Source organism: Rhodopirellula bahusiensis, from assembly GCF_002727185.1.
Taxonomy (GTDB): Bacteria; Planctomycetota; Planctomycetia; order Pirellulales; family Pirellulaceae; genus Rhodopirellula; species Rhodopirellula bahusiensis.
In genome coordinates, this window is the sequence record NZ_NIZW01000006.1 from 214,953 (window position 1) to 239,853 (window position 24,901).

Annotated in this window: 15 protein-coding genes; 9 read left to right on the top strand and 6 right to left on the bottom strand. The window is 55.1% G+C overall.

The annotated features are described in order from the left end of the window. The first annotated feature begins 173 nt into the window (after window positions 1–173). The 6 genes from CEE69_RS08685 to CEE69_RS08710 all read left to right on the top strand — a co-directional run bounded on the left by CEE69_RS08685 (window position 174) and on the right by CEE69_RS08710 (window position 8,470). Window positions 174–3,638 (top strand): mechanosensitive ion channel domain-containing protein, encoded by a 3,465-nt coding sequence (locus CEE69_RS08685; protein ID WP_390179967.1) that lies wholly within the window; start codon window positions 174–176, stop codon window positions 3,636–3,638. A gap of 38 nt (window positions 3,639–3,676) precedes the next feature. Continuing rightward, complete coding sequence (locus tag CEE69_RS08690; protein ID WP_099260293.1) at window positions 3,677–5,074, top strand: NAD(P)/FAD-dependent oxidoreductase; 1,398 nt, start codon at window positions 3,677–3,679, stop codon at window positions 5,072–5,074. Window positions 5,075–5,148: 74 nt separating this feature from the next. Continuing rightward, window positions 5,149–6,333 carry an FG-GAP repeat domain-containing protein gene (locus CEE69_RS08695; RefSeq protein WP_199169830.1) on the top strand — a complete coding sequence of 395 codons (1,185 nt, stop codon included), beginning with the start codon at window positions 5,149–5,151 and terminating at the stop codon, window positions 6,331–6,333. Between the two features lie 19 nt (window positions 6,334–6,352). Continuing rightward, window positions 6,353–6,751: a nucleotide pyrophosphohydrolase gene (locus CEE69_RS08700; protein WP_099260294.1), complete on the top strand. Its 399-nt coding sequence runs from the start codon at window positions 6,353–6,355 to the stop codon at window positions 6,749–6,751. Continuing rightward, entirely contained in the window at window positions 6,748–7,524 is a 777-nt protein-coding gene (locus CEE69_RS08705) for a sulfite exporter TauE/SafE family protein (protein ID WP_099260295.1), read from the top strand. Before CEE69_RS08700 ends, CEE69_RS08705 begins: the two co-directional genes overlap by 4 nt. Window positions 7,525–7,618: 94 nt before the next feature. Next, window positions 7,619–8,470 carry a TerC family protein gene (locus CEE69_RS08710; protein ID WP_099260470.1) on the top strand — a complete coding sequence of 284 codons (852 nt, stop codon included), beginning with the start codon at window positions 7,619–7,621 and terminating at the stop codon, window positions 8,468–8,470. Here CEE69_RS08710 and CEE69_RS08715 read toward each other — a convergent pair. The 4 genes from CEE69_RS08715 to bcp all read right to left on the bottom strand — a co-directional run bounded on the left by CEE69_RS08715 (window position 8,467) and on the right by bcp (window position 17,765). Further along, the gene (locus CEE69_RS08715; protein WP_099260471.1) at window positions 8,467–12,456 is read right to left on the bottom strand and encodes an FG-GAP-like repeat-containing protein; all 3,990 of its coding nucleotides are present in this window, start codon (window positions 12,454–12,456) and stop codon (window positions 8,467–8,469) included. The two genes, CEE69_RS08710 and CEE69_RS08715, sit on opposite strands and share 4 nt — an antisense overlap. A 96-nt stretch (window positions 12,457–12,552) precedes the next feature. Next, window positions 12,553–15,405 carry an Hsp70 family protein gene (locus tag CEE69_RS08720; RefSeq protein WP_099260296.1) on the bottom strand — a complete coding sequence of 951 codons (2,853 nt, stop codon included), beginning with the start codon at window positions 15,403–15,405 and terminating at the stop codon, window positions 12,553–12,555. A gap of 9 nt (window positions 15,406–15,414) precedes the next feature. Then, a complete protein-coding gene (locus CEE69_RS08725) occupies window positions 15,415–17,277 on the bottom strand; it encodes an Hsp70 family protein (protein WP_099260297.1) in 1,863 nt (620 codons plus the stop codon). 5 nt (window positions 17,278–17,282) lie between these two features. After that, entirely contained in the window at window positions 17,283–17,765 is a 483-nt protein-coding gene (bcp, locus tag CEE69_RS08730) for a thioredoxin-dependent thiol peroxidase (RefSeq protein ID WP_099260298.1), read from the bottom strand. Between the two features lie 321 nt (window positions 17,766–18,086). Between bcp and rsfS the strand changes: the two genes are divergently transcribed. From rsfS to CEE69_RS08745, 3 genes are all read left to right on the top strand, one after another. After that, window positions 18,087–18,491: a ribosome silencing factor gene (gene rsfS / locus CEE69_RS08735; RefSeq protein WP_099260299.1), complete on the top strand. Its 405-nt coding sequence runs from the start codon at window positions 18,087–18,089 to the stop codon at window positions 18,489–18,491. 61 nt (window positions 18,492–18,552) lie between these two features. Next, window positions 18,553–20,568, top strand: coding sequence for an arginine--tRNA ligase (gene argS, locus CEE69_RS08740; protein WP_099260300.1), 2,016 nt, complete (start codon window positions 18,553–18,555; stop codon window positions 20,566–20,568). A gap of 124 nt (window positions 20,569–20,692) precedes the next feature. Then, the gene (locus CEE69_RS08745; protein WP_099260301.1) at window positions 20,693–21,088 is read left to right on the top strand and encodes a hypothetical protein; all 396 of its coding nucleotides are present in this window, start codon (window positions 20,693–20,695) and stop codon (window positions 21,086–21,088) included. 163 nt (window positions 21,089–21,251) lie between these two features. On the opposite strand, the gene CEE69_RS08750 is transcribed toward CEE69_RS08745, so the two are convergent. After that, on the bottom strand, window positions 21,252–23,360 hold the full coding sequence (locus tag CEE69_RS08750; RefSeq protein WP_099260302.1) for an adenylate/guanylate cyclase domain-containing protein: 2,109 nt from the start codon (window positions 23,358–23,360) through the stop codon (window positions 21,252–21,254). A 69-nt stretch (window positions 23,361–23,429) separates the two neighbouring features. Continuing rightward, window positions 23,430–24,773 carry a BaiN/RdsA family NAD(P)/FAD-dependent oxidoreductase gene (locus CEE69_RS08755; RefSeq protein WP_099260303.1) on the bottom strand — a complete coding sequence of 448 codons (1,344 nt, stop codon included), beginning with the start codon at window positions 24,771–24,773 and terminating at the stop codon, window positions 23,430–23,432. Window positions 24,774–24,901: the final 128 nt, after the last annotated feature.

Genomic DNA, 24,901 nt, shown 5'->3' on the forward strand with positions numbered 1-24,901 from the left:
GAATGGGTTTGGGCTTTCGGTCGCGAACGGCTTTTCGAGACACTTTAGCGACCTGTTTTTTTCATTCCCACTGCTTTATCACCAACACCTCGTTCCGACGATCCAACATGCTCCTTGACGGACCATCCATCGTTTCCGGTTGTTCACAATCCAATCGTCAATCGGCGTTCCCAATGTCACTTCGTTGGGTGCTGGTAGGCTGCTTCATCGCGGCAATTTCCGGTAACGCAAACGCTCAGGACGCGACACCGATTCCGGCGTCGCCGAACATCCAAAATTCGGCATCTCCTGCGCAATCGATTTTGCAAGTCGCGGCTTACACGCCGTTCCAAGCCGATGACGCGACCGGTACACCGGCGACCGGAGGCGGCACCGCGGATGCCAAACCCAAACTGACGAGCGACCTGAGCACAGTGGAAGCCGTTGCAGCGGAAATCGATTCCGTGAACAACGACGCGACCATGGACACGATGCTAAAGAATCGGTTGTTGGAATCTCTCAAGAGTCTCCAGGCCGTGCTGACGGCTCGACAAGATGCCGTCAATCGCGTCGCATCGTATGAAAAATCGCTGCTGTCGATGGCGGAAGAGAAGAAACGCTACAAGACGCTCGCGAGCCAAGAAGTCTCGTTGCAGCCGATCGAAGTGGATCGCTACATGGCGATCGAACAGATCCAGCAGAAACAGGCAGAAGCCAATCTCAGCTTGGACGCGGCTCGAAGCAAGCTGCAAAAGATCGAGTCGGACATCACCGCTCGGAAAGAGACGTTGGAGAAACTCCCCGAGCAAATCGTGCAAACCCGAAAGGACATCGAAACTCTCTCGGGCGAGACGATCGGTGAAATCAAAGATGATCCAGACGGGCGTCTGCGTACCATTCGAGAGATCGAGCTGAATGCAAAACTCGACGAAGCTCGCAAGCGATTGGCCGCCTACCAGCAACATCAAACGCTGTTGGAAACACAGGGTGATCTGCTGCCATTGATGAAAACGGCAGCGGAAAAGGAGGTCACCGAAGCGGAAGCGAAAGCACGGGCATGGTCAGCGAGCCTCGCCAAAAAACGACAGAGCGAAATCGCCAAGGACTTGAAGGACTTTCAGCGGAAAGTTGAAGCCGAGGGAGGCGATTCAAGCGAGTCTTTGATTCTGTCGCTCGAAGACCGGTGGATGCGAATCGCCGGAGAAAAGGATCGCATCAGCCGATCGCTCGACGACGAGCGTTTGGAGGTGGGCAGCTTGTCGGAGCGACTCACCAAAATCAAGAAGGACATCGATGACAACATCTCGGCGTCGGGCGGTTTGTCCAGCACGCTTGGTGTCGAGTTGTTGCTGCTAAAAAACAAGCTCCCTGCGTTGTCGCCGATCACCACTCGCATCTCCGATCTACGCAAAAGTATCGAGACCAATCGAGCGCTTCAAACTCAATTGGAATTGACGCTCGAAGGGATCTTGGACAACTCGTCAATTGGGCTGTCACTGGAGAACATCGAAGGTGTTTCGATTCCCCAAGGCAAACTGTCGGAAGATGAGATCCGCTTGGTCGACAAATTCATCGCCGACTTGAGCGACTACATCGTTCAAATGGTCAGTCTGCAAAGTCAACTGGAGCAGAAGCAACGACTGGTCAACGATCTGACATCGATCATTGATACGAAAATCGTCTGGATCAAAAGCCAGCCAGCATTTCGTTTGAATGATTTGGTCGTTTCATGGCAGGTCTTCCGCGCCATCGTTCATCCGGAGAACTTGATTCTTCTGGGCCGTTGTGTGCTCAAAGGGTTGCTCAACCGCCCGGAATTGATCGCCATCGCGCTGATCGCCATTTTCACCATCATCTACGCTGGCTCGCGTCTGCGGCGACGGATTGCAACGCACGGCGAACGCGCCCGCAGTCGCCAAAGCGTCTCTTTGAAACCCACGCTGGCGGCCACGTTGCTGTCTTGGGCTTTGGTGCTGCCACTGGTCGGATTGCTTTGGATCATTGGCGATGCGTTGCTGGCGTCGGGTGCCAGTGAGGCGATCGTCCGAGCCACAGCGAAGGCATTTCACCTGGCCGCCGTCGCGGTGACTCCGATCGAATTGCTGCGTCAATGTTTGCGTCGAGATGGGTTGGCCGTTGCTCACTTCGGTGCGGATGAAACCTCCATCGCGCCCTTACGGAAATGGTTGCGATTGTTGATCGATATTGGTGTGCCGATCCTGATCTTCTATGGAATTGCTCAGAACCTTGGTCGCTGGCAAGCCGCGGCGGCCCTCAGCCGTGTGATGTTGGTCATGGGGATGGTCCTGGTCAGCGTGGTGCTGTGGCGATCCTTTTCGCCGTCTTCGGGTGTCTTTTCGAAATATATCCAGCTGAATCCAAACGGCTGGATGTCTCGCCTAAGGTTCATCTGGTTCGGGTTCATTTTGGTGGTGCCGTTGTCGCTCGCCTTCATTGCTCTGATCGGTCTGAGTAGTGGTGCGAGTGTCTTAGTCGAACAGCTTTACTTGACGCTTTGGCTCTGCTTGCTGACTTACTATGTCAGCGGATTCGTCAATCGTTGGTTGCTGACAAATCGCCGTCGCTTGACGATGGCAGTTCACCGTGAGCGTTTGGAGGAATCGGAACGCTTGGGAGCGGGCGGAGTCGAGATTGAACCAACCACTTCGATGGAAGCCTCGGAAATCAATGCTCAGACGACACGACTGTTGCAGACAATTCTGTTCATCATTGCGTTGGTTGGCATCGCGTTGGTGTGGTCGCCTGTCTTGCCGGCGGTCGAATACCTCGATCAAGTGAAGCTTTGGTCCACCACCGATGCAGCAGGAGATGTATCGCCGGTAACGCTTAAAAACATTGTTTTCGCGATCCCGATCATCGTGTTGACTTTTGTGTCGGTGCGCAACTTACCCGGGCTGATCGAAGGGGTTTTGCTAGAGCGTTTGCCGCTGGACAAACCCGCTCGGTACGCGATCACGACCCTTGGCACTTATGCGTTGATTATCATCGGTATCATGCTGAGCGCCAAAGCACTCGGTCTGCACTGGCAGAACATCCAGTGGTTGGTCGCCGCGTTGGGCGTCGGCCTCGGATTTGGCCTACAAGAAATTTTCGCGAATTTCATCAGCGGTTTGATCCTGCTGTTTGAGCAACCCATTCGCGTCGGCGACGTCGTCACGCTCGGCGATACAACGGGAGTCGTGGCCAGGATTCGAATTCGGGCCACCACGGTGACGAACTGGGATCGTCAAGAGTTGATCATTCCCAACAAGGACCTGATCACGGGACGATTGGTCAACTGGACGCTGACCGACAGCACCAACCGAATCGTTGTCAATGTCGGGGTCGCCTACGGTAGCGATACCGACGTCGCCTGCGATTTGTTGCGAGCAATCTGCGACGACAACCAAAGAATCGCGAAAGATCCTGAGCCGGTGGTGACCTTCGAGGGCTTCGGCGATTCGACGCTGAACTTGGTCCTGAGATGCTATTTGTCGACTTTGGACGAGCGTTTGAAAACGATTCATCAACTTCACACGGAAATCAACAAGCGGTTCAACGCCAGTGGTTTGGAGATCGCTTTCCCTCAACGCGATTTGCATTTACGTTCTCTACCACCGGAATTGATGGAACGATTGGGTGCGTCGCCAAAGGCATGATGCATTGAAAACTATTCGCCAGTGAAGTGAGAGATCCGATGACCAGCGAAACAAAGCAACGACCTCATGTGGTCGTCATCGGCGGCGGTTTCGCGGGCCTGCAAGCGACACGTGAACTTCGAAAGGTCGACGTTTCGGTGACGTTGCTTGATCGCCGCAACTTTCATTTGTTCCAACCGTTGCTCTATCAAGTCGCGACGGGAGAGCTCTCACCGGCGAACATTGCGACTCCGTTGCGTGGGATTCTTCGAAAACAGACGAACGCTCGCGTCATACTGGAAGAGGTCACGTCGATCTCGCTCGATTCCAATCTGGTGCACACCACCGACTCGGCGATTGAGTTTGACTATTTGATTGTCGCCACGGGAGCGATTCATCATTACTTTGGTCGCGAAGAATGGCGTCCGCTTGCGCCGGGACTGAAGACGCTCGAAAACGCGACCGAGATTCGCCGTCAGATCTTGGGTGCATTCGAAGCCGCCGAGCGCAGCAACGACCCCGATGAGATACACGAATTGCTGACTTTCGTCATCGTTGGCGGCGGACCAACCGGTTGCGAACTAGCGGGGGCTCTCGCCGAGATCTCGCGTCACACTCTGCAAAACGACTTTCGATCGATTCGACCCGCCGACGCCAGGATCGTGTTGGTCGAGTCCGGTGACGCTCCGCTGGACGTTTATCCGGAACCTTTGCCGCAACGCGCCGCATCCGATTTGAAGAAACTTGGGGTTGAGATCCAACCTCAGTGCCGGGTCGTGGAAATCGAACCCACTCATGTGATGGTTCGCAACAAAGAGACAGACGAAGTCAAACGCCTGAACACGCGAACGGTGTTGTGGGCGGCGGGCGTGAAGGGAAGCCCACTGGGAGCGATCCTTTGCGAGGCTGCTGGGATTGATGCGGATCGAGGCGGCCGCGTGCCGGTCGGCTCAGATCTATCGGTCCCCGGCCATGACAACGTCTTCGTCTGCGGCGATCTGGCTCAAGTCAAAATGAAGGAAGGCGGTGAAGTTCCGGGACTCGCACCGGCAGCGATGCAGATGGGTGCTCAGGCGGCAAAATGCATTCGAGCGGATTTGCAATCCAATCCGCGACCTGAGTTTCGATATCGAGACAAAGGCAGCTTGGCGGTGATCGGACGCTGCACTGCGGTCGGGCAAATTGGAAGCTACAAGGCCAAAGGTTTTGTCGCTTGGTTCATTTGGCTTTTCATCCACCTGATGTACATCACATTGTTCCGCAACCGATTGCTGGTGTTGATGCAGTGGGGTTGGACGTTCGTCACGCACGATCGATCGGCTCGTTTGATCACCGACGGTGCTAACTCGGAAATTTCCACGATGGAACAAGCCACCGGATGGAATGCGGATCCAGCGATGCCAACCACTCGCGGTTTAGAACCATCTTCGCAAACCGGATCTGATAGTTCGAGCTGACCCCGCCAGCCAGAGTCCGCTTTGAACTACAATGACCGCAAAAGTGGCGTCCTTCTTCTTGGAGTGGTTGTTTGATGTGGTTCCGTAGTTTGTTGGCTGGTTGTTTTTTGCTTGGTTCGCTGTCGACCCAAGTCGCCGAATCATCGGCAGAGGAATCTGTTCAGTTTGATATTCGTTTGTTGACCATGGATGCAAACGAAGGGATCGCAGCCGGCGATGTCGATGGAGACGGGAAGACCGACTTGGTCGCCGGACGCAACTGGTTCCGCAACGGCGATTGGGCACCACGTCCCTTGCGAGCAATCGATGATTGGAACGGCTACGTTCAAAGCAATGGCGACTACTTGTTTGACGTCGACTCGGATGGCCGGTTGGATGTCATCGCTGGGTCGTTCTTGCCAACCGAAGTGAAGTGGTTCCGCAATCCCGGCGAAGAGGATTTGCGGCTCGGAAAAATGTGGCCCGAATCCACTTTGGTCGACACGGGTGCCACCGCCAACGAAGGGCAACTGTTCGAAGACATCGACGGCGATGGACGTCCCGAGTGGATTGTGAACAGCTGGAAAAACGAAGTTCCAACCGTGATCTGGCGAATGGAACCGAGCGAACCAACCGGAGCTGGCAAACCGGCCTATGAAATGAAACGCCACGTTTTGGGCGAACAATTCAATGGCCACGGAATCGGTGTGGGTGACATCAACGGTGACGGCCTGAATGACATCCTGGTCGGATGGGGATGGTACGAACAACCCGCAGAGAACGCCTGGGGGCAACCTTGGGTTGCCCACCAAGATTGGAAACTGCATGCCAGCCTGCCGATGCTGATCGAAGACATTGACCAAGACGGCGACCAAGACCTGATCTACGGAGAAGGTCACAACTACGGTTTGCAGTGGTGGGAGAACACCGGCGTCGATGATTCCGGATCAGTTCAGTGGAAAGAGCACGAGATCGATCAACGATTCAGCCAACCTCACTCGATGATTTGGGTGGACTTGGACGGCGACGGTCAAAAGGATTTGGTGACCGGAAAACGCTACTACGCCCACAATGGCAAAGACCCGGGCGGGAAAGAAGTTCCCTGCCTCTACTGGTACTCGTTCGATGTTGCGTCAAAATCTTTTCAGCGGCACGTGATTGACGAAGGCCGCGTGGGTACCGGGTTGCAAATCATCGCTGAAGACTTCAATGACGACGGCAAAATGGACCTGGCGGTCGCTGGAAAAAGCGGCACGTACCTTCTGTTGGCAAAACCCTGACGCTTGGTCGAAACATTTGATGCCGCAATCTTCTTCGGACCCCGCGGAACGCACGTCCTCGTCCATCTCGATTGCCGAGGCGCAAGAGCAAGTCGACCGATGGATTCAAACCATTGGCGTTCGATACTTCGATGAGATGACCAATTTGGCTCAGTTGGTCGAGGAGGTCGGCGAGGTCGCTCGCATTCTTTCGCGAACCAAGGGCGAACAATCAACCAAGCCCGGCGTGGTGCTTGGTGAACTGTCAGACGAACTCGCCGACGTGATGTTCGTTGTGATCTGCTTAGCCAATCAATCTGGAATCGATTTGACGGACGCCCTGCGGCGAAACCTTGACAAGAAAACGAAGCGGGACGCAACTCGGCATCGCGAAAACGCAAAATTGTCTGGCTCGGACGAATCGTCGGAATCCGCGTGAGCTTTCTTGAGATACTGGCTCAACCGGCGACTTGGCAACTGGTGGGTGTACTGTGCCTGGGCATCTTTGTTCAAGCCGCCGCTGGATTTGCCGGCGGGTTGGTCATTGTGCCGCTGCTTCTATGGGCCGGGTATTCCATCCCGGAAGCCCAAACATCGTTGCTGGTAGCGACCATTCCACAAAACCTATGGGGAGTCGTCTCGTTCCGCGATTCGCTGGATTCCAAACGATTGGTTTGGCCCGGAGCAGCGAGATTGTTGTTCCTGCCTTTGGGCGTGCTGACGCTGCAATGGATGGAATCGTTTTCGATGGTCACACTTCGGCAGATTGTCGGCGTGGCCGTTTTGTCGGCGACGTTGGCAACGATGCAGTTTCGGCCCAGGCCACGAGAACAGGTGGCGTCGATTTGGAGCTACTTGGTGTTTCCGCTGTCTGGTTTTCTGCAGGGCTTGGTCGGCATGGGCGGGCCGCCGATGGTGCTTTGGGTGCAAGCCCATGATTGGGACACGCGGCGAATGCGAGGCTTCTTGTTTTCGATGTATCTGATCAGCTTGGCCCCAGGAATCGCGATTTTGGTATGGTTCTTTGGATCTCGCGTGATTCCCCCGGCATTGATCGCCACCGCCGCGATTCCTATTTTGCTGATGGTCACTTGGGTCGGGCTAAAAGTTGGAACGGCTCTGGGGACGCAGCGTCTACGCCGAATCACGATGGCATTGTTATTGCTAATGGGGTTGGCTGGTTTGGCCGCGCCGTGGCTGTCACCCACTTAGTCCGTGTTTCCGTCGATGGCTGTTGCGACAGACGCGCGGATTCGGTTCGCGTTTTCTTTGTGTTGCAAGTTCGGAAGTCTCTGTTGTGAGTCCCATGATGGATTTGATTGCCTCGTCGGTTGAAGTTGCCTCGGATGTGCCGCTGTGGTCGGTCCCATCATTGATCGCGTTGTTTGCGCTGACGCTGATGGAGATCGTGCTGGGCATCGACAACATTGTGTTCATCGCGATCCTGACCGGAAAGCTTCCGGCCGAGAAACGATCATTTGCTCGGCGATTTGGATTGTTCGTCGCCATGGGAATGCGAATCCTGCTGCTGATGATGATCGGCTGGTTGATGAGCCTTCAGTCGCCGATCATCGAACTCTCATCACTGGTGCCAATCGAATCGTTGAGAGAACACTTGACTGCCGATGCAGAAGTCAATGAAGTCAGCGGACGAGATTTGATCCTGCTGTTCGGCGGCCTTTTCCTGATGTTCACCGCGGTACGAGAAATCCACCACAAAATCGAAGGAGAGCATGATGACGATCCACAAATGGACATGGATTTGCCCGAAGCCGATGCGGCAGTGAAATCTCGAAAGCCAGTCACGGTGGGCTCGGTGTTGTTTCAAATCGCGCTGATGGACGTCATCTTTTCACTCGACAGCGTGATCACCGCCGTTGGAATGGCTTCGCACCTGCCGATCATGATCGCTGCGGTGGTGATCAGCGTGGGCGTGATGATCACGTTTGCCAATCAAATCAGCGACTTTGTTCAGGAACACCCGACGGTCAAGATGCTGGCGTTGTCGTTTCTGATCTTGATCTCTGTGGTGCTGCTCAGTGAAGCCGTTGGAACGCCGATTAACAAGGGATATGTGTACTTCGCGATGGCGTTCTCTCTCATGGTCGAATTCCTGAACCTACGGATGTCGAAGAAAGCGACTCTCCAACACGCTTAGTGAACTGGCGTCTCGCTTGGTTGCTGACGCGAATTCACACCGCGCGACCAGAATTCGCGAAACGATTGTTCTCGTGAGAGGTGGCCCGAGTTGATTTCTTGCGAATCGGTCTCACCCGTCGTTTGAGTGGCCGGCGGCGGATACTTGCTCATCGATCGATATGGCATGGGCAGCGTCGATTGCCCGGCCAGGGTATTCAGGTCAGCGTCTTTGTCCCACCCGACTCCGTGCAAGACAAAGTCGCGTTGTTGGGACTCGGGCAGTTCGTTATCCGGAACAGCAAAACGCAGTCGAATTTCATCGCCACCGCTGATCACAATCATCGAATCGTCCCAGTCCGTTATCAGATCCTCGACGGGACCATACTTGGTCAATGGTCCGTCCAAAGGTGGCCAACGAGGCGAGTCCTGGACGATTTGATAGTCATAGGTCTCAGCCTGTTTCGGCCCAGGATGGCTTCGTTTCGAAAAACCATGCCACGCCACTTCGGCGGATTGCAACGCCAGCGGGTGAACCTGAACGAGCGAGTGTAGTCGCTCGATCTCTTCGTCCGTTCGAATCGAAACCGCGGTGGAATCCCAGTAGATTTGGTTGGTCGTTCGGATTCGAATTCGCGGATCGTCGCGGTTCACGTGATCAGTGATGTCGACCACGATCGTTTTGTTCTTGCCGCCGGGGAACCCGATGTAGGGCGAAGCAATACTCCAACCGGATTCGGAGGCGTCATCCGGAACCCAAAGCGACGGTGGCTCAGGCGATGCTAGTTCAGGGTTCTGATCAATTTGGATATTCAGTGACGTGTCAGTTGGCAGAATCCAGCCATTCAAAACCAGGTGAATATTCGCGTCGCGGGACAGGTCGCCTGACACTCGATCTGCCAAGTCGAGATCGATCCAATGTGGCGGGCAAAGGCCTTGCCGATAGCGATGTTCAAAGCCCTGTACATGCTCACCATCCGTCTCGCGGAGAAGCGAAGTCACATCCGCTCCCGATGTGTCGGTGACTTTCGAAAGCGGTTGCAGTTCCGATCGTTCAAACGCGTGAATCGTTGGTTCAGCAACGGACGGAGGTCCGACCTTTTCATTGGTGAAGACAACGACCTCCTTTGGGTGATCAATCGCCTCCAATTCCAACTGATCGAAGTAAGCGACTTCCCATAGTTCTTCTGTGATTCGAAGTTCATAGGCTCCGTCGCGAGGAGCCAAGAACTTTCCTTCGACGAGCAAATGTTCCCAGGGACGATCAGGGACGACGACACCGGGAGACGTTTGCAATCCAAGTGGAGCGGCCCACAAACAATCGGTGACGAACTCAAATCGTTCTCCGTTGAAGGCATAGAGATATGGACAAGATCCCTTGAGAGTTTGTTCCTCTTCGATCATGACACCGGACTCGATCTTTGGAACCGATTGTGTCAGACCGTTGGGAAAGATGACTCGCAAATTCCCGGGGCCGGTCAATCCATCCAACCCAAAGTGAGTGGTTGGGTCGGTGATGATGCGAGATCGATAGTGCGGACCAAACCGCAACTCGAGGACCGATCCAACGGCGTAATGATTGACTCGGCCACTGTTCGCATTGTTGTCATCGATGCCTTTGAATCGAACCGAAACAGCCTTGCCATTCAATTTTGTCGCGTTGGACGCGACGGAGATGGCCGGTGAACTTGTTTCTGCATTTTCGGGCCATCCAACCAAGTCAAGTCGCAGGTCGCCATCGAAGTCAGTGGCAGTATGGATGTGAAGCCCCGCGTTTTCGCGGGAGCCATTCCATTGCAAATCCTGCTTCGGCCCAAACTCGGACGGCGATTCATCCGTTGACGAAGCCGGCGACAATTCCAACGCGGAAGAAGCGATTCCGCCGCGAAGGCACTCGTAGAAACTATCGTTGTCCAAATCGGCGACAACGAGTGAACCAGGATTAGATTGCGATGATTGCGAGTCATCATCGGACGTCGGCCACGAGAAGGGCGTGACTGCATCGACGCGCCACACTCCGATGTCGCCGGTGTGCGACAACACGAGCTGCCCGTTTTTGGGTGATCCCAACACAATGTCCCAAGACACGTTGCCGTCGACATCTTCGATCGCCAGCGAATCCACACCTGGCAAAACGGGAATATCGTCTCGGTAGGAGAAACGAAACTGAAGGTGCAGCAGGTTCTCGATCCAGCCGACGCGGCCTGACTTGGGGTGGACCGTCACGACGTCCAGGTCCAAGTCGCGATCCAAGTCAGCGATGGCGAAGGCGACGGGCTGATCGCCTTCGCCCCACGACGTGGCTTGTTGATCGTTCGTCGGCAGCGGGAAGAAGGTCCGATTGCCGCGATTGACGAGCAGTTCCCAACCACGTTCGGTGGCAGCCATCACGTCGAGGTCCCCGTCACCTTCAAAGTCACCGCTGATCATGGCACTCACGTTCTGAAGCGTTTCCAACCCATCGGCGGTCTCGGCTTTCAATGTGTTTTCACCCGACGCATCGGGCTGGCCGAAGTCTCGCCCATCAACAACAACCAATTGAACGCCCGATTCGCCAAAGAGGATGAGACTGCGAAGTGTGTTGTGGGTTCGCGATGTCGCGTCCTGGCGAAGTCGGCCTGGCGAACTGGAGTCGACCATGAACAAATCCGCGACCATCATCCCGGTCCACTGACCCTCCACTTTCAGCGTCCCGAAATTCTGCCAACCATCGTCGCCTTGCATCCAAAGGAACAACGCCGCGGAATCGTCCCCCGGATGCAGCGACACCAAGTCCATTTTGAAGTCGAGGTTGGCATCGATGGGAATCAGGTCGGTGGGCGATGACACTTCGATGCCGTCGGCAGCAACATTGAAAGATTCAACGTCGTATACCAATGGTCCGGAGGCCGATGCAATTCGTGATTGTTTGGAAACCTCTGCGGAAAGTCGGCGTAGGGAATCGAACTGAATCATGTCCAAAGGGTGCGGTGACGCTCGGCGACGGTCGGTCTTGATCAGCTCCGTTGAATTCAAAAGGTTGAACCACAACATCATCTGGTTGTCAGCTTCTTCGAACTTGCCGGCTTCGACTGACGCAACAATTCCGTCGACTAATTCGGCCGGTGTCTTTCCAATCGGAGCGGTCTGTTGGCGAAGCGTGGGTTCGATTGATGCAGCGAGCGTTTGCGTTCGCCGGATCGCATCCACAGAAGCTTTCAATTCATTCGCGATCCCGAGTCGTGCGGCTCGGACGGCCAAGTAAAGATTGTTGGGCTGCTGGTTGGACAACTGCGTCAGTGCGGTCGCGGCGGGATCTAGAATTGTCGGCGGGATGCCACGAATGGGGTCCTCCAACAAATCGACGACTTGGGTCAGCGTGCCCGCCAGCAGAATGGAGTTGTTCTCGTTGCCTTTCGCTTCGGCAGAGCTCTGAATCGATTCAATCAGCCGCCCAAAGACCTCTTTGCGGATCGATTGCATCACGGACCGTGGCAACAAGTTAGCTTCGTTCAGGTCAACTCGAGCATTCATCCAAGTTGCGAGGTTGGAATCACCGCCCAGATCAACATACTTCTGGATCAAACCTCGAGTTTCTGAGAGCAAGGCTGCCAGTCGCTGCCGGGCAGCTTGTTTCTCCTCTGGTTTGGCTGAGGCATCGGTGGCGACCGCCGACAGTTCATCGATAGTCAACGCCCGGTTCAGAGCCCGGTTCAACGCGACCGAGAGGTCTTCCGGGCGAGCGTTGGAAAGCGACGACCATGCCTTTTCCGCGTCATCGGTTTCCAAGTTTTCCATCGACGCGAGTGCAACGCGGTTCAGGTCAAGGTTTTGCGACGCGATTTGCTGAGCCGGATCGTCACCGCCAGCGACCTTGTCATCTTCGGGATCGACAGCGGGCCCGCGGCTGAACCAATAACCGGCCGCAGCGAGCAAGCCGATGGCGACCAAGGCGATCAGCCAGGTGCTGGATGGAGACTGTTTGTTGGCCGAATATTGTTTGCCGGCAGGGGATTGAGACGAAGTCACCGAGTGCATCCTTGAAGAACAAACTGACACGAGGTCGAGAGCCGGTGCAGTCTAGCAAATGCGAGCGAATTCGATGCGGGAGGCAATCGAATCCGTTCAACCTCGCAGTTCGATTCCCAGCGGCAGCGTGTCGCCAAAGACGGCTTGCTGTTCTTCGTGATCGAGTTGGCCGCCATTCTTGACCAAATCGGTCCAGTGATCCGGGGCACCGAGTCGATCCAGCAAACTCAAGGCTCGATCCCGCGTGGGCTGGTCGACGTCGCGAAAACGGTCATCGCAGCGACGGGTCATTTGCGTGATCGTGAAAGCGGCCAAACGGTTGGTGGCATCGTCTTTGGTCTCAAGCGATCGCGAATTCGAGAGTTTTTGAATCCAGTGCGAGACATCTGTGGCCGGAACGATCAAATTCAACGGTCCATACGCCAGCACTCGAGACGCGAGGCGTCCAAGCGTCCAAAACAGACTGGGGTACAACGGCGATGCTTTCTTGCGGTCGAGCGACTCCATGACGGCGGTCGCGAAAATTCGCTTTTGATCAATCGGCAGCAATTCCAATGAGCCAATCGTCCGCCACGCTTCGTTGGCTTCGGCCATGTCTTGATTGGAGGTTCCCGCAAGCAACCATTTGCCCAGCGAAGTGGCCAGTTGACTTTGTTGCCCCGCCGTCATTCCGCCCGCGATACGTCGCCACATCACATAGGACTCGGCGCGTACCTGGTGATCCGGGTGCGTGATTTTTCCGTAGATCATGCGCCAGGTTTGCGAGGTACGCCAATCATCGACCGCGACGCCATATCCGGGACGAAGAGCGAAACCAGCCAGGTTCAACCAGCGAGATTCATGAGCGGACGAACGACGACGTTGATCTTGAACCTCCAACAACGATTCCCACAACTGCCGAAGCAGTGCCGGTGGCCACTGGTCTCGAGAAGAGCCGACCGTGGTTTGAAGCCGTTTGATCAACAGAGAAGGTTTAAGCGTCCCTTCAACAAAGACTCGCGAAATCAATTGGCGGCATTCGTCGAGCGTTTCTTCATCGACAATCCCCGCGGATTCCCCGGCGTAGTCATGCGATTCGCGATCGGTTTCGAGTGTTCCGCGAATGTCAAATTCCAGTCGCCATCGTTTCGGATCCGAAACGCAGAACAGACCGACCGTTCCGATTTCTGACAGCTCCGATTCGATCACGATTTGCATCGTGGATTGATCGCGGCGTTTTCGATCCTTGAGCGCTGTTTGAATGGGCGGCAAAGCGGTCATCGTGTTGGGATCAATGTCGACCACTTCTCCCGGTCGGTCGGCCAATCGCGTGCTGCTGACCCACAAAGGGAAACTAACCGGCACGCCGACTCGCAGATCCATCGGGACTTGGTCGATCCGGTAGGACTGTCCGGCCTGCGCGTCCGCGGGAATCACGCAAACCGCTCGCGGTGGGTTCTGTTCGATCTGCATGAAGTACGTGCGGGCTAAGTTCGCAGCGATGCGAACTCCGTGGCCACGTCGGACCATCGCATAGTGGGCTGCACCTTGAGCGACAGCCAAATCCAACCGAGCGGATTCCAGGACGGCGGGCTCGGAAAACCACCTCGTCAAAGAACCAACCACGCGTTTCCGTATCGCGGGCGCCGTCAGCACGCCACCGTTGAAGAGGACCAAGTTGACTTGGTCGCTGTCCATCGAGTCTGGGTCGCTTGCGGATTGGTCGTCCAGACCGGTCCGTCGATGCTCCCGAAGGAACTCGGCAAGATGCTTGGTGACAGCGGGATCGGCAGCGTAGGGCAGCCCAACCTCTTGGAATCCGCTCTGTTGCGAGTCGACTTCCGACGTCATCTCAACATCCGGAAAGAATCCATCCAGCAGCAGCGTGTCGACTTCTTCCGCGGTCATTTCAACGCTAAGCCCGCCACCGATCAGCGACGAACCTTCGCCGGGCAAGTGAATCGTCGTGCGTTCGGGTCGAGGCTCTGACAGGAACGTCTCTTTCGTTTGGCGAGCCGCCGCCAACAGTTGTTGCCATTGCCGCGGACTCAATGTGCGTCCAATTTTGGCTTCAGCCGCTTTTGCAACGGCCAAGTCGAGGTTGTCTCCGCCCAGGATCAGGTGTTTGCCCACCGCGACACGATGAAACTGAACGACGTTGGATTGATCATCCTTGTCGGCAGGACGCACACGAATGAGTGTCAGGTCGGTCGTGCCACCACCGATATCACACACCAAAATGAGCTGGCCGACTTGGACGAGATCTTGCCATTTGCTTCGATGTCGATCCAACCAAGCATAGAAGGCGGCTTGGGGTTCTTCGATCAATTGAATACGAGGCAAACCAGCCATCTTCGCGGCGCGAATGGTCAGCTCACGAGCGACTTCATCGAACGATGCCGGCAATGTGATGACGATGTCTTGCTGCGACATCGGATGGTCGGGGTGCTCGGCATCCCAAGCATCAACCAAGTGTTTCAGATAACTCGCTGAGGCATCCGCCGGCGATCGACGCGGAACGTCATGGTCACCATGCCAAGGCAACAAATCCGCGGTCCGGTCCACGCCTTCGTGCGACAACCAGCTCTTTGCCGATGCGATCTGCCGACCGGGATGCAACAGCCCGGCGATTCGGGCGTATTCGCCGACGCACGATGCCAGGGTGTCGCCCGATGGATTCAACCAATCGTGCGAGTCACTGTGCGACAGTTTCTCCGAAGGATGAAGTGTGTAGTGAAACGACGGCAGCGTTGACCTGGATTCGGCCACGCCAAGATCCACCCACTGTGGCACCATGAAAGTTTCAACGGCGAACTCGGTCGTCGCGTCTTCCATGTTGCCGCTGTCTTCTTCCACGACTTCCGTATCGACATAGGCCAACACGCAATTGGTCGTGCCCAGATCGATTCCGATGCAATAACGCGGCGGAAGTGGATCATCAGTGTCGGTCGAAGGATCGCGAGAATTCATTCCGTCTTCCTACGACTCGTCGTCTTGGCGAGCGTTGAACTCCAGTTTCCAACGTCGATCGCCACGTTTGTCATGGCACCAAAGTTCAAACATGCCCAGCTCGGTGACGCGTGATTCAAACTGCACCGGCACAAAGCTTTGAGCTGGTTCGTCCGAAGCTGAGGAACCGGAGTCTTCGCCTTGATTTTGATCCAACGTCAATTCGATGGGTTCGCTTTCTTGAAGCTCCGTCGGACTCCAGCGGTCCAAACGGTCGCCGGGATTGTCACTCGCTCGAGTGGTTGAGGAAAAGAATCGGAACCGAGCCGGAGAGCCGACCACGACACCAACTTCTTGGCCAGGCACTTCCGCTTGGGTTCCTTCTTCCATCCCCTGTGCCGCGACGCAGACGGCCCGAAGTGGTCGGGGAGCACCCGGGATCGCCATGCCGGCAGTTTCGATTCCGATGTAAAACGCTTTGGCCGTGCCACCGCGAATTCGGATACCGCCGTGAGTCTTGGTCCAACCGTAGTAGGCGGCACCAATCGCGACGGCATGATCCAGGTCATCTTCCGACGACAAAGTATCGACACTGGAATCGGTCCATGAGGAAAGCGTCGACTCCAGCCGTTCACGCATCACCGGACTCCGGAACACGCCACCGTTGAGAAGCAAATGCGTGACGGGGCCGTTGCCTTCACCCTCGCTGCTCAAAGCTGACTGATCCGTCAAAAAGGCAGCGATGTGTTTCGTGATCGCGGGATCGGATTCGTAAGGCAGTCCGACATCTTGGAAACCGCTGACTACGTTGGCTTGAGGGCGTTCCTGTGGTGCACATTTTGGGAAGAAACCATCCAACAGCAGCGTCGAAGCATCGCTGCGTTGAATCTCAGTCGTGATCGTTCCACCGATCAGCGAACTGCCGCGACCAAGAACGGAGATGGATTGCGAATCCGGGCCATCGTGACTGAGCAACCGTTCTTTTGCATCACGGCAGGCGTGCCAAAGTGATGTGCTCTGCCACGGGTCTAAGTCATGGCCAGCTTGGCGGAATTGCTCGGCGGCCTGATAGGCCAGTGCGAGGTCCATGTTGTCGCCACCGACCAGCAAGTGGTTGCCCACCGCGACACGTTTCAGCATCAATTCGCCGTCTTCTTCCTGCACACCGACGAGCGTGAGGTCAGTGGTACCACCACCAACGTCAACGACCAACATGGTGTCGCCGTCCGAAAGCGATTTACGCCAACTGCCATCGGTTGATGCGAGATAGCGATAAACGGCCGCTTGTGGCTCTTCCAGAAGGACAAAGTTCTCGTTCAGTCCGGCTCGGATAGCAGCACGGCGAGTCAATTCGCGAGCGGCGGGATCAAACGAGGCGGGAACGGTCAGGACGACCTGTTGCTGGTCGATGGGAGCGTCCGGGAACTTGGCCTGCCACGCCGCCACCAAATGCCGCAAGAAAATGCCGGTGCATTCGACGGCAGACACTCGGGGAATTTCGTCCGGCGATTGCCATGGAAGGACAGGTGAATCGGGATCAACCTTGCGTTGGCACAACCAGCTTTTCGCGGCAACGATGACGCGTTGCGGGTTGTCAGCAGCCTGTTGCCTCGCGTAGACGCCCGCCACACCTTCCGTCGAAGATGGAAACCGCGCGTGTTCGCTCGTCACTTCCAACGCGTCGACTTCTTGATCGCGTGGCAGATACAAGAAAGACGGCAGAGAGGTGCGGGATTCGACTTGACCGGAAGCGACAACCTGAGGGATCGGCAGCAGCTGAATCTCGGGTGCTTGGTCAGTCGTTTTGGCTTCTGAATCGGATTGAGGGGCATAAGCAACGACGCTGTTCGTCGTGCCCAAGTCGATGCCGATGCAATATTTTTGCTCACTCATGGGGATCAATTCTGCTCCGACAGCGCGGCGAGGGCATCAAGAACTTGTTGATCATGGCCATCAACTCGAACGCGTTTCCAAACCTTGACCACCTTGCCAGCCGCGTCGATCAAATAGGTCGAACGTTGGATGCCCATCGATTTCTTGCCGTACAGATTTTTCTCACGATATGCCCCGTACTTTTCGCTCATGGCGTGGTTTTCATCGACCAGCAGAGGAAACGGAAGCTCAAACTTGTCCCGAAATTTGATGTGGCTTTCCGCCGAATCGGTGCTGATCCCAAACAGTTGGGCACCTGCGGATTGCAGTTCCGCGTATCGATCGCGAAACGCACAGGCTTCTTTGGTGCATCCGGGCGTGTTGTCCTTTGGGTAAAAGAACAAAACAACTGGAGAGCCCGCATGGTCTTTCAATTGAACGGTCTGGCCGTCTTGGTCTTTGAGCATGAAGGCGGGGGCCTTTTTGCCGGGATCGATGAAATCAGCCATGATGAAAACGCCCCATTTGGGGGCATATGGATTGAAAGGAGGCGGATGGAACAGGGCATTGTTTTCGATCGGTCAACTTGTCGCCAGCGGGGGCGGATCAGTCGAGACGGGCAATTCAATCCGACGCCGGAAAACACGGCAGAATCGCGTATTGCAGCGGCGATTGCCGGGTGCCCCCATAAAACAAAGGCGTTACACTACGGAACAACTCCGAGACGTGGGATTGCACCCACCCTCTTCCTTCCTCCATCGCCTGAAAGTTGTTTGAACTTGTCTGATCAACCGCCTTCCTCCTCCAACGACACCCCATCTGCTGATCCTATGGCTCATCCCAGTCGGGCAATTCGTCCGCATGGATTGGAAGATGCTCGTAAATTGGCAACTGAAGCCGCTCGGGTCGCGTTGGACAATAATGGTCAAGACGTGATGGTTTTGAACGTCAGCGAGCAATCGGCTGAATTCGATTTCTTTGTCATCGCCACCGGAACCAGCCGTCGCCAGTTGCACGCGATCAGCGAGCAAACCGACGACGCATTGGAAAAGGGTTTGGGCGATCATCGGCAAGGAATCGAAGGTTATCAGGAAAGCAGTTGGATCGTGCTCGATTACGGCAGCGTTGTCGTTCACCTGTTCGATGAAGAGACTCGTGAGTATTACGACCTCGAATCGTTGTGGGCCGACGCCACTCCCATTCCGCTGTCGGATCTTGGTTTGACTCAACGCTGAAAAGCGTTTGGATGTCCCATTTCTTTTTCTTCCCCACCTCTTCTCCAGGTGTGTAGGTTCGATGCATCTACCCAATGTTCTTCAGGCCCGATTTGTTCAAGCCCTCAAGCCGCTAACGGACTCGCCAAGTGACTACGCAGGCATGATACGTCCCGCGGCGGACCCGAAGTTTGGTGATTACCAATCCAATGCGGCAATGCCACTGGCCAAACGGGCGGGTAAAACATCCCGAGACGTTGCAGCCGAACTGGTGCAAAATCTTAATGTCACGGATCTTTTTGAAGAGCCTGAGGTCGCTGGCCCAGGATTCATCAACCTTCGTCTCAAGGATTCGGTCCTCTTCGATTCGATTCAACAGATGTTGTTGGACGATCGAGTCGGTGTGTCACAAACCACTGATCCCAAGAAGGTGATCGTGGACTTTTCTTCGCCCAACGTTGCCAAGCCCATGCATGTGGGCCACATCCGCAGCACGGTGATTGGCGATTGCTTAGCCAGGACGCTGCGTTTCTATGGCGAAGATGTCGTGACCGACAACCACTTGGGTGACTGGGGCACCCAATTTGGAATCATCATTTATGGCTACCGCCACTTTGGTGATCCAGCCAAGGTCTCAGCCAATCCAGTTCCAGAACTGTCATCGCTCTATCGACTCACCAACCAACTGATTGAATATCAGAAGGCCAAAAAGTCATTGGTCTCGATGTCGGACAAGCTAGAGGCGGCAAAAAGTGACGCAGTTACAGCGAAACAAGCCGCTGAGTCGGGTGAAACGGACGAGAACCTGAAACCCAAGGACAAGAAGAAGCTTCGCAAAAACGCCGAAGCCGCGAATCGACGAATCGCATCAGTCGAAGCTGATATCGAGGCATTGCAGTCCAAGATCGATGCCGTTGATGGAGACCCTGAACTGGCAAAATTGGCCGCTGAGCACTCCGAAGTGGACGTGGCGGTCCTTCGTGAGACAGCGAAATTGCACGAAGGCGATGCTGAGAACTTGGAGTTGTGGAAGGATTTTCTTCCGCATTGCCAGGACGAAATCAACCGAATCTACACACGCCTCAACGTTCAATTTGATCATACGCTAGGTGAAAGCTTCTATCACGATCGGCTGGCGGGCGTGGTCGAGCATCTTACAAAGCTTGGTTTAACGACTAAAAGTGACGGTGCGATTTGTGTTTTCCTAGAAGGGTTTGATAGCCCCATGATCATACAAAAGCGTGATGGGGCGTTTTTGTATGCCACGACAGACTTAGCAACACTTCAATACCGTCGTGATGAGTTTCAACCAGACGAGATCCTGTATGTGGTGGATTCGCGCCAGGGCGAACACTTCAAGAAGTTCTTCGCGATGGCGGAACCATTGGGAATGGGCGAGGTCCAGTTGGTCCATGTCAATTTTGGAACGGTTCTAGGACCGGATGGGCGACCCATGAAGACACGAAGTGGGACTTTGATTGGTTTGGAGAGCCTATTGAATGACGCTGTGAATCGAGCCAAAGAAGTTGTTTGCAACCCGGACCGCTTGGCGTTGATGGACCCTCCAATGGGTGAGGACGAGCAACAACAAATTGCCGAAGTCATTGGCATTGGAGCCATTAAATACGCGGATTTGTCACATCATCGAACCAGTGATTACAAGTTTGACGTCGACAAGATGGTCGCATTGGAAGGCAATACCGCGACTTACGTGCAATATTCCTACGCTCGGACCCAAAGTATTTTGCGACGGGCATCCGACGGAGAAGGCCTGCCTGATTTTGAACAAGTGATTGAGCAAGCCGCAGCCACGCAACCGATGACTTTCACACATCCGAACGAGCGTTCTCTTGCATTGATGCTGATGCGTTTTGAAGAGGCAGTCGAACAAGTCCGCTTGAGTTACGCACCCAATGCATTGTGCGATTACTTGTTTGAAACCGCGAAGACATACTCCTCTTTCAACGAGAGCTGCCGTGTTCTTGGCACCGAGGATCCCTCGGTCATGCAAACTCGACTGGCGTTGGTTGTGCTGACCGGTCGTGTTCTCAAGAAAGGACTGTCTTTGTTGGGAATCGATGTTGCAGAACGCATGTAAGCGTTCTTCTATGACAATGTCGCCTATTTTATGTCTATTGTTGCCTTTGAAGCATTGACAGTAACTCTGATTTTTATAACGTGTTGCGAAATTAAGTTTTCTAAACACACTTATGGAGTGAAACGTGGCCAAAAAATCTGGTGGACCCAACAAGTCACAAGCGATTCGTGATTACTACGGAGCGAACCCCGAAGCCAAGCCAATGGAAGTCGCGGCTGAATTGAGCAAGAAGGGAATCGTTGTCACGCCTGCATTCGTCAGCACCGTGAAGTCCACCACCATGGGCAAATCTGCTAAGAAATCCGCTCGCAAGTCGGCCAAAAAGTCGGCTCCAAGCGTGAAAAAGAGCAGCAAGGGAGCCAAACGCGGCCGCCCAGTTGGCAGCACCAACAAGGCTACAGCAGCAAGCAACGAAGTTTCGTTGGACTCGCTGTTGCAAGTCAAAAAGATCGTCGAAGAAATGGGCAGCGTGCAGGACGCGAAGAACGCTTTGACCGCACTCGAAAAATTGATGGGCTAAGACTCGTCGAATCGAGTCATTTGCCATTCGATCAGGATATCGATCGAATCAGCATCGAAACACGACAGAGCAGCGAACCACTGACAAACGGTTCGCTGTTTTTTTATGCGCTTCACGACGCTGTTTTTGATTGCTATCTGAAGCTTGATGGAGACGCGGCGTCTCACTTGGGGAAGTCAAGCACGCCTTCCCACCCCGATGGTGCAATTCGATGGTGCTGCAGAATTAGACGCAGCAACACGTCTTTTGGTCGATCCCAAGCCGGAAGCTCCAGCAGTCGCTGGTACGCTGAGTCCCAATCTCCTTTGGCGAACTCGTCCCAGCCCTGTTCATACGCATCGATTTGCGAGTCTGTTAGATCTTGGGTGCCGCCGCTGGGCACGACCAATTGATAGACATCGACCGGAATCTTCATTCCCGCAACGCGAACACGACCGAGCTTGCGAAGCCGAAACGGCGAGGGCTCCTCTGTGAATTCATCTTGCCCCAGCCAGGCCTGCAATGAGCTGGCTGATGCATGGTCCATCAGGACTTCCACGCCGAAGTGTTTGGTAAGGCCTTCGAGTCGACTTGCTAGGTTCACGACCGGACCGAACGCGGTGACTTTGACCTGATCGACGGTTCCAATGCGACCTGCCACGGCAGACCCCGATGCGATGCCAATGCCACAGCGGAATTCAGTTTGACCCGTCGCGTAATCCATACGAATTCCCGCCGCCGCACGAGCTGCTGCGAGAACACTGGCAACAACATGGGCCGATGCCGAGAGATCTGAATGCGGATCCGAAAGCTGAAGCTCGATCGGCCAGCCCCAAAAACCCATGGCGGCGTCACCGTGGAAGTCTCCAATCACGCCGCCCGTATCAAGAATATGACGAGTCATGACGCCGAGTGCGGCACTGACTTGCTCCAACAATAAGAGCAGCTGATCACTTTGCATTTCTGATGTTCGCGAAAAACCTCGAAGGTCGCAGAACATCACGGATAGATCACATTGGCGTGGCTGCAACCAGCTTTGCGGGTCTTGTCCTGACAATGCATCCAGAACCACCGGGGCAAAGAATCGCCGCATCGCCAGGTGACGTTGTTGGAAGTGAGATGTTTGTCGGATGCCAGAGATCAACGATCCCACCACCTCGGCAAACTTCACGTCATCGCCCAAGCGATCCGCGAGAGTGGCCGAGTCATCGGCGAGCTCTTTCCAGTTGGATCCAAGTGCCCGTGAGCCGGCAACATAGATGGCCCAGCCGGCACAAGCTTCACTTCGCAGTGGAACACAAAACGCCCAGTCAACATTTTCAGCCGCGGTGAATTCAATCCCTCCATTGCGTTCGGTTTCCCATAGATGCAGAACACTTTCGCGACGCTGCAGTGCCGTCGTGACCAAACGTGAGCTGACCGAGTGCTGCTGCGCCCCGTTCTCACGACAGTCGTAATGCAGCACCTTCATCTCCGATGGATGCTCGTTGCTTAGCTTCTCATCACCAGCCCCCATGGGCTCCGGAACATTTGCCCTCACTATTGCAACCGCGGATGCCGAAGGAGTTGCCCGAAGCAAGGTGTCGGAGACACGAACCAACAACTCTTCATCGTCGACGCTACCGGCAACGATGTCGGGAAGACGAGCCAACAATTGGATGCGTCGCCGAGTATCACGGAAGTCTCGTTCGCGAAGGACTGATGCGTCAAAGGCCATTTCAGTGACGCCTTCGGCGCTGCCGACCATGTCAGAGCGTTGCGAAGGAGGAATGGGACCGGCGCGAGGAGTCGACGCGTCTGCGGCACGCTCTTCAATCGACTGCCCACGCATGACATGCCCGACATCGTCGGTGAAACCAGGTCGTCGGGCGAGCGTGAACGTGGTTTCGCCAATTACAAAGTGTTCGCCAGGCACGACCACAAAACGATCCCTCGGGCGGCCGCGAAAAAAGATCGGGTTGCGTCCACGTGCGTCCTGATGAACCTGGATACGATCGTTTTCCAAAATGGTCAGGATCGCGTGACAACGGGAGATCGATTGATCCCAGCCGACTTGCCAGTGAATGGTTCGCGTCCGACGGCGATCTCGCTGAAGAACAATTTCTCGTTCGGAAGGTTCCGAATCAGCCGTGTCAGTGTCGGCTGGGTTGCCGCCGGTTGACTGCACTGGAACAGGATCGGGCGAACCAGATGGCTGACGTCCCAATAGGACATCCACCCCGGCGACCAATTCGGGAAGGACTTTTCGCCAACGGAACCCATCCCCAGCACCTTGAGCAATCAAATCAGGCATGCGGTGTCTTCCATGAGAGGAGTGAAGGCGTCGGTTGAGTATTCATTCTTGATCAAGGAGACGTTGATCTCAAGCATCGTCGGTTTGCGAAGCTGCGATCCCCGCTGCGCGACCGGTGCTGAAGGCGGCCTGAAAGTTGTAGCCTCCTATCCAGCCATCCACATCCAAAATCTCGCCGGCGATGAACAAACCTTTCGCCAATCGGCTTTGCATCGTTCGTGGATCCACTTCGTTCAGCCGGACACCACCGGCGGTCACCTCGGCTTTGGCAAAGCCACGCGTTCCATTGACGGGCAGATGCCAACGCTTGAGTTTTTCGATCATTAAGTTTCCCACTTTGTTGGGCAACTCAGCAAGTTTGCAGTTTGCATTCGCCGGGTGACTCTCTTCACAAATAGCGAGTGCTAAACGAGAGGGAACCCATTGTTGCAATAGATTCGCCACCGATCGCTTGCCCGCTTCACCCGATCGGTTGCTCAAGATGTCACGCAGTTCAACTTCGCAAACATCTGGCACCAAATCCAATCTCATGACGGAATCTTGAATGCGTTCGTAGGCGGTCATCACTCCACTGACATCCATGGCCGCCGGACCTGAGAAACCAAAATGGGTGAACAACCAAGATGACCGACGTTGAACCTTGGGCTTCTTGCCCGATCGGTGGTCGGGAGTGAAAACGGACACGTTGACGTCAGGCAAGGTCAGTCCAGACAAAGCCTGTGTGACATTGGTTCCACCCACCAAAGGAACCAACGCGGGACGCGTCTCCACGATCGTGTGCCCCAGGGCTCGCAACCATTCATAACCATCGCCAGTTGTCCCACATCCGGGCCAGCTTCTTCCGCCGGACGTGACGATAACGCGGTCCGCGAACAGTTCATCGGCATGACCATCGCGGTCGATGGAAACACTCCACTGGTCACGCGAATCGGACAATGGGCGAATGTCTTTAACAGAGCAGCGAAGTTCCAGGCGGACACCGGCGTCCAACATGGAACGATGCAGGGCATCTCGGACGTCAATCGCTCGGTTGCTAACAGGAAAGATCTTGCCGGTTTCTTCCCGCTTGGTTTCAACGCCAAGCTCATGAAACATCGCGATCACGTCCGAGGGCCCAAACTTGCCAATGCTCGGTTGCAGAAAACGTTTCGCGTGTCCAAACGCTTCCGTGATTCCCTTCGCATCGGTGTCATGCGTGATGTTGCAGCGGGTGCCGCCGGACATCAGGATTTTTACACCGGTCTTTGTGTTTTTCTCCAGCAGAGTGACGCGTGCACCCGATCGAGCGGCTTCCGCAGCCGCCATCATTCCCGCGGCCCCGGCACCCACGACGACGATGTGGAGCCCGGTCGATTGGGTGGCCGCTTGAGTCAATGCGTTGAGGTCCGGTGCGTTTGATAGAGGGGAAACCATCCCGACCGAGGTGGCTACACCAATGGATCCGGGAATCGAAAAGTTGTGTCGGCAACCACCGAATGGCGGGCCAAGATCACAAATCTGAATTGCATTTTGCTGTCTGATTGACTAACTCTGATCTTACA

Bases quoted from the DNA above. Each gene is read 5' to 3' on its own strand.
- CEE69_RS08725 (WP_099260297.1), bottom strand. From the start codon at position 17,277: ATGAGTGAGCAAAAATATTGCATCGGCATCGACTTGGGCACGACGAAC.
- bcp (WP_099260298.1), bottom strand. From the start codon at position 17,765: ATGGCTGATTTCATCGATCCCGGCAAAAAGGCCCCCGCCTTCATGCTC.
- CEE69_RS08685 (WP_390179967.1), top strand. From the start codon at position 174: ATGTCACTTCGTTGGGTGCTGGTAGGCTGCTTCATCGCGGCAATTTCC.
- CEE69_RS08700 (WP_099260294.1), top strand. From the start codon at position 6,353: ATGCCGCAATCTTCTTCGGACCCCGCGGAACGCACGTCCTCGTCCATC.
- CEE69_RS08750 (WP_099260302.1), bottom strand. From the start codon at position 23,360: ATGCCTGATTTGATTGCTCAAGGTGCTGGGGATGGGTTCCGTTGGCGA.
- CEE69_RS08695 (WP_199169830.1), top strand. From the start codon at position 5,149: ATGTGGTTCCGTAGTTTGTTGGCTGGTTGTTTTTTGCTTGGTTCGCTG.
- CEE69_RS08690 (WP_099260293.1), top strand. From the start codon at position 3,677: ATGACCAGCGAAACAAAGCAACGACCTCATGTGGTCGTCATCGGCGGC.
- rsfS (WP_099260299.1), top strand. From the start codon at position 18,087: ATGGCTCATCCCAGTCGGGCAATTCGTCCGCATGGATTGGAAGATGCT.
- CEE69_RS08755 (WP_099260303.1), bottom strand. From the start codon at position 24,773: ATGGTTTCCCCTCTATCAAACGCACCGGACCTCAACGCATTGACTCAA.
- CEE69_RS08720 (WP_099260296.1), bottom strand. From the start codon at position 15,405: ATGAATTCTCGCGATCCTTCGACCGACACTGATGATCCACTTCCGCCG.
- argS (WP_099260300.1), top strand. From the start codon at position 18,553: ATGCATCTACCCAATGTTCTTCAGGCCCGATTTGTTCAAGCCCTCAAG.
- CEE69_RS08710 (WP_099260470.1), top strand. From the start codon at position 7,619: ATGATGGATTTGATTGCCTCGTCGGTTGAAGTTGCCTCGGATGTGCCG.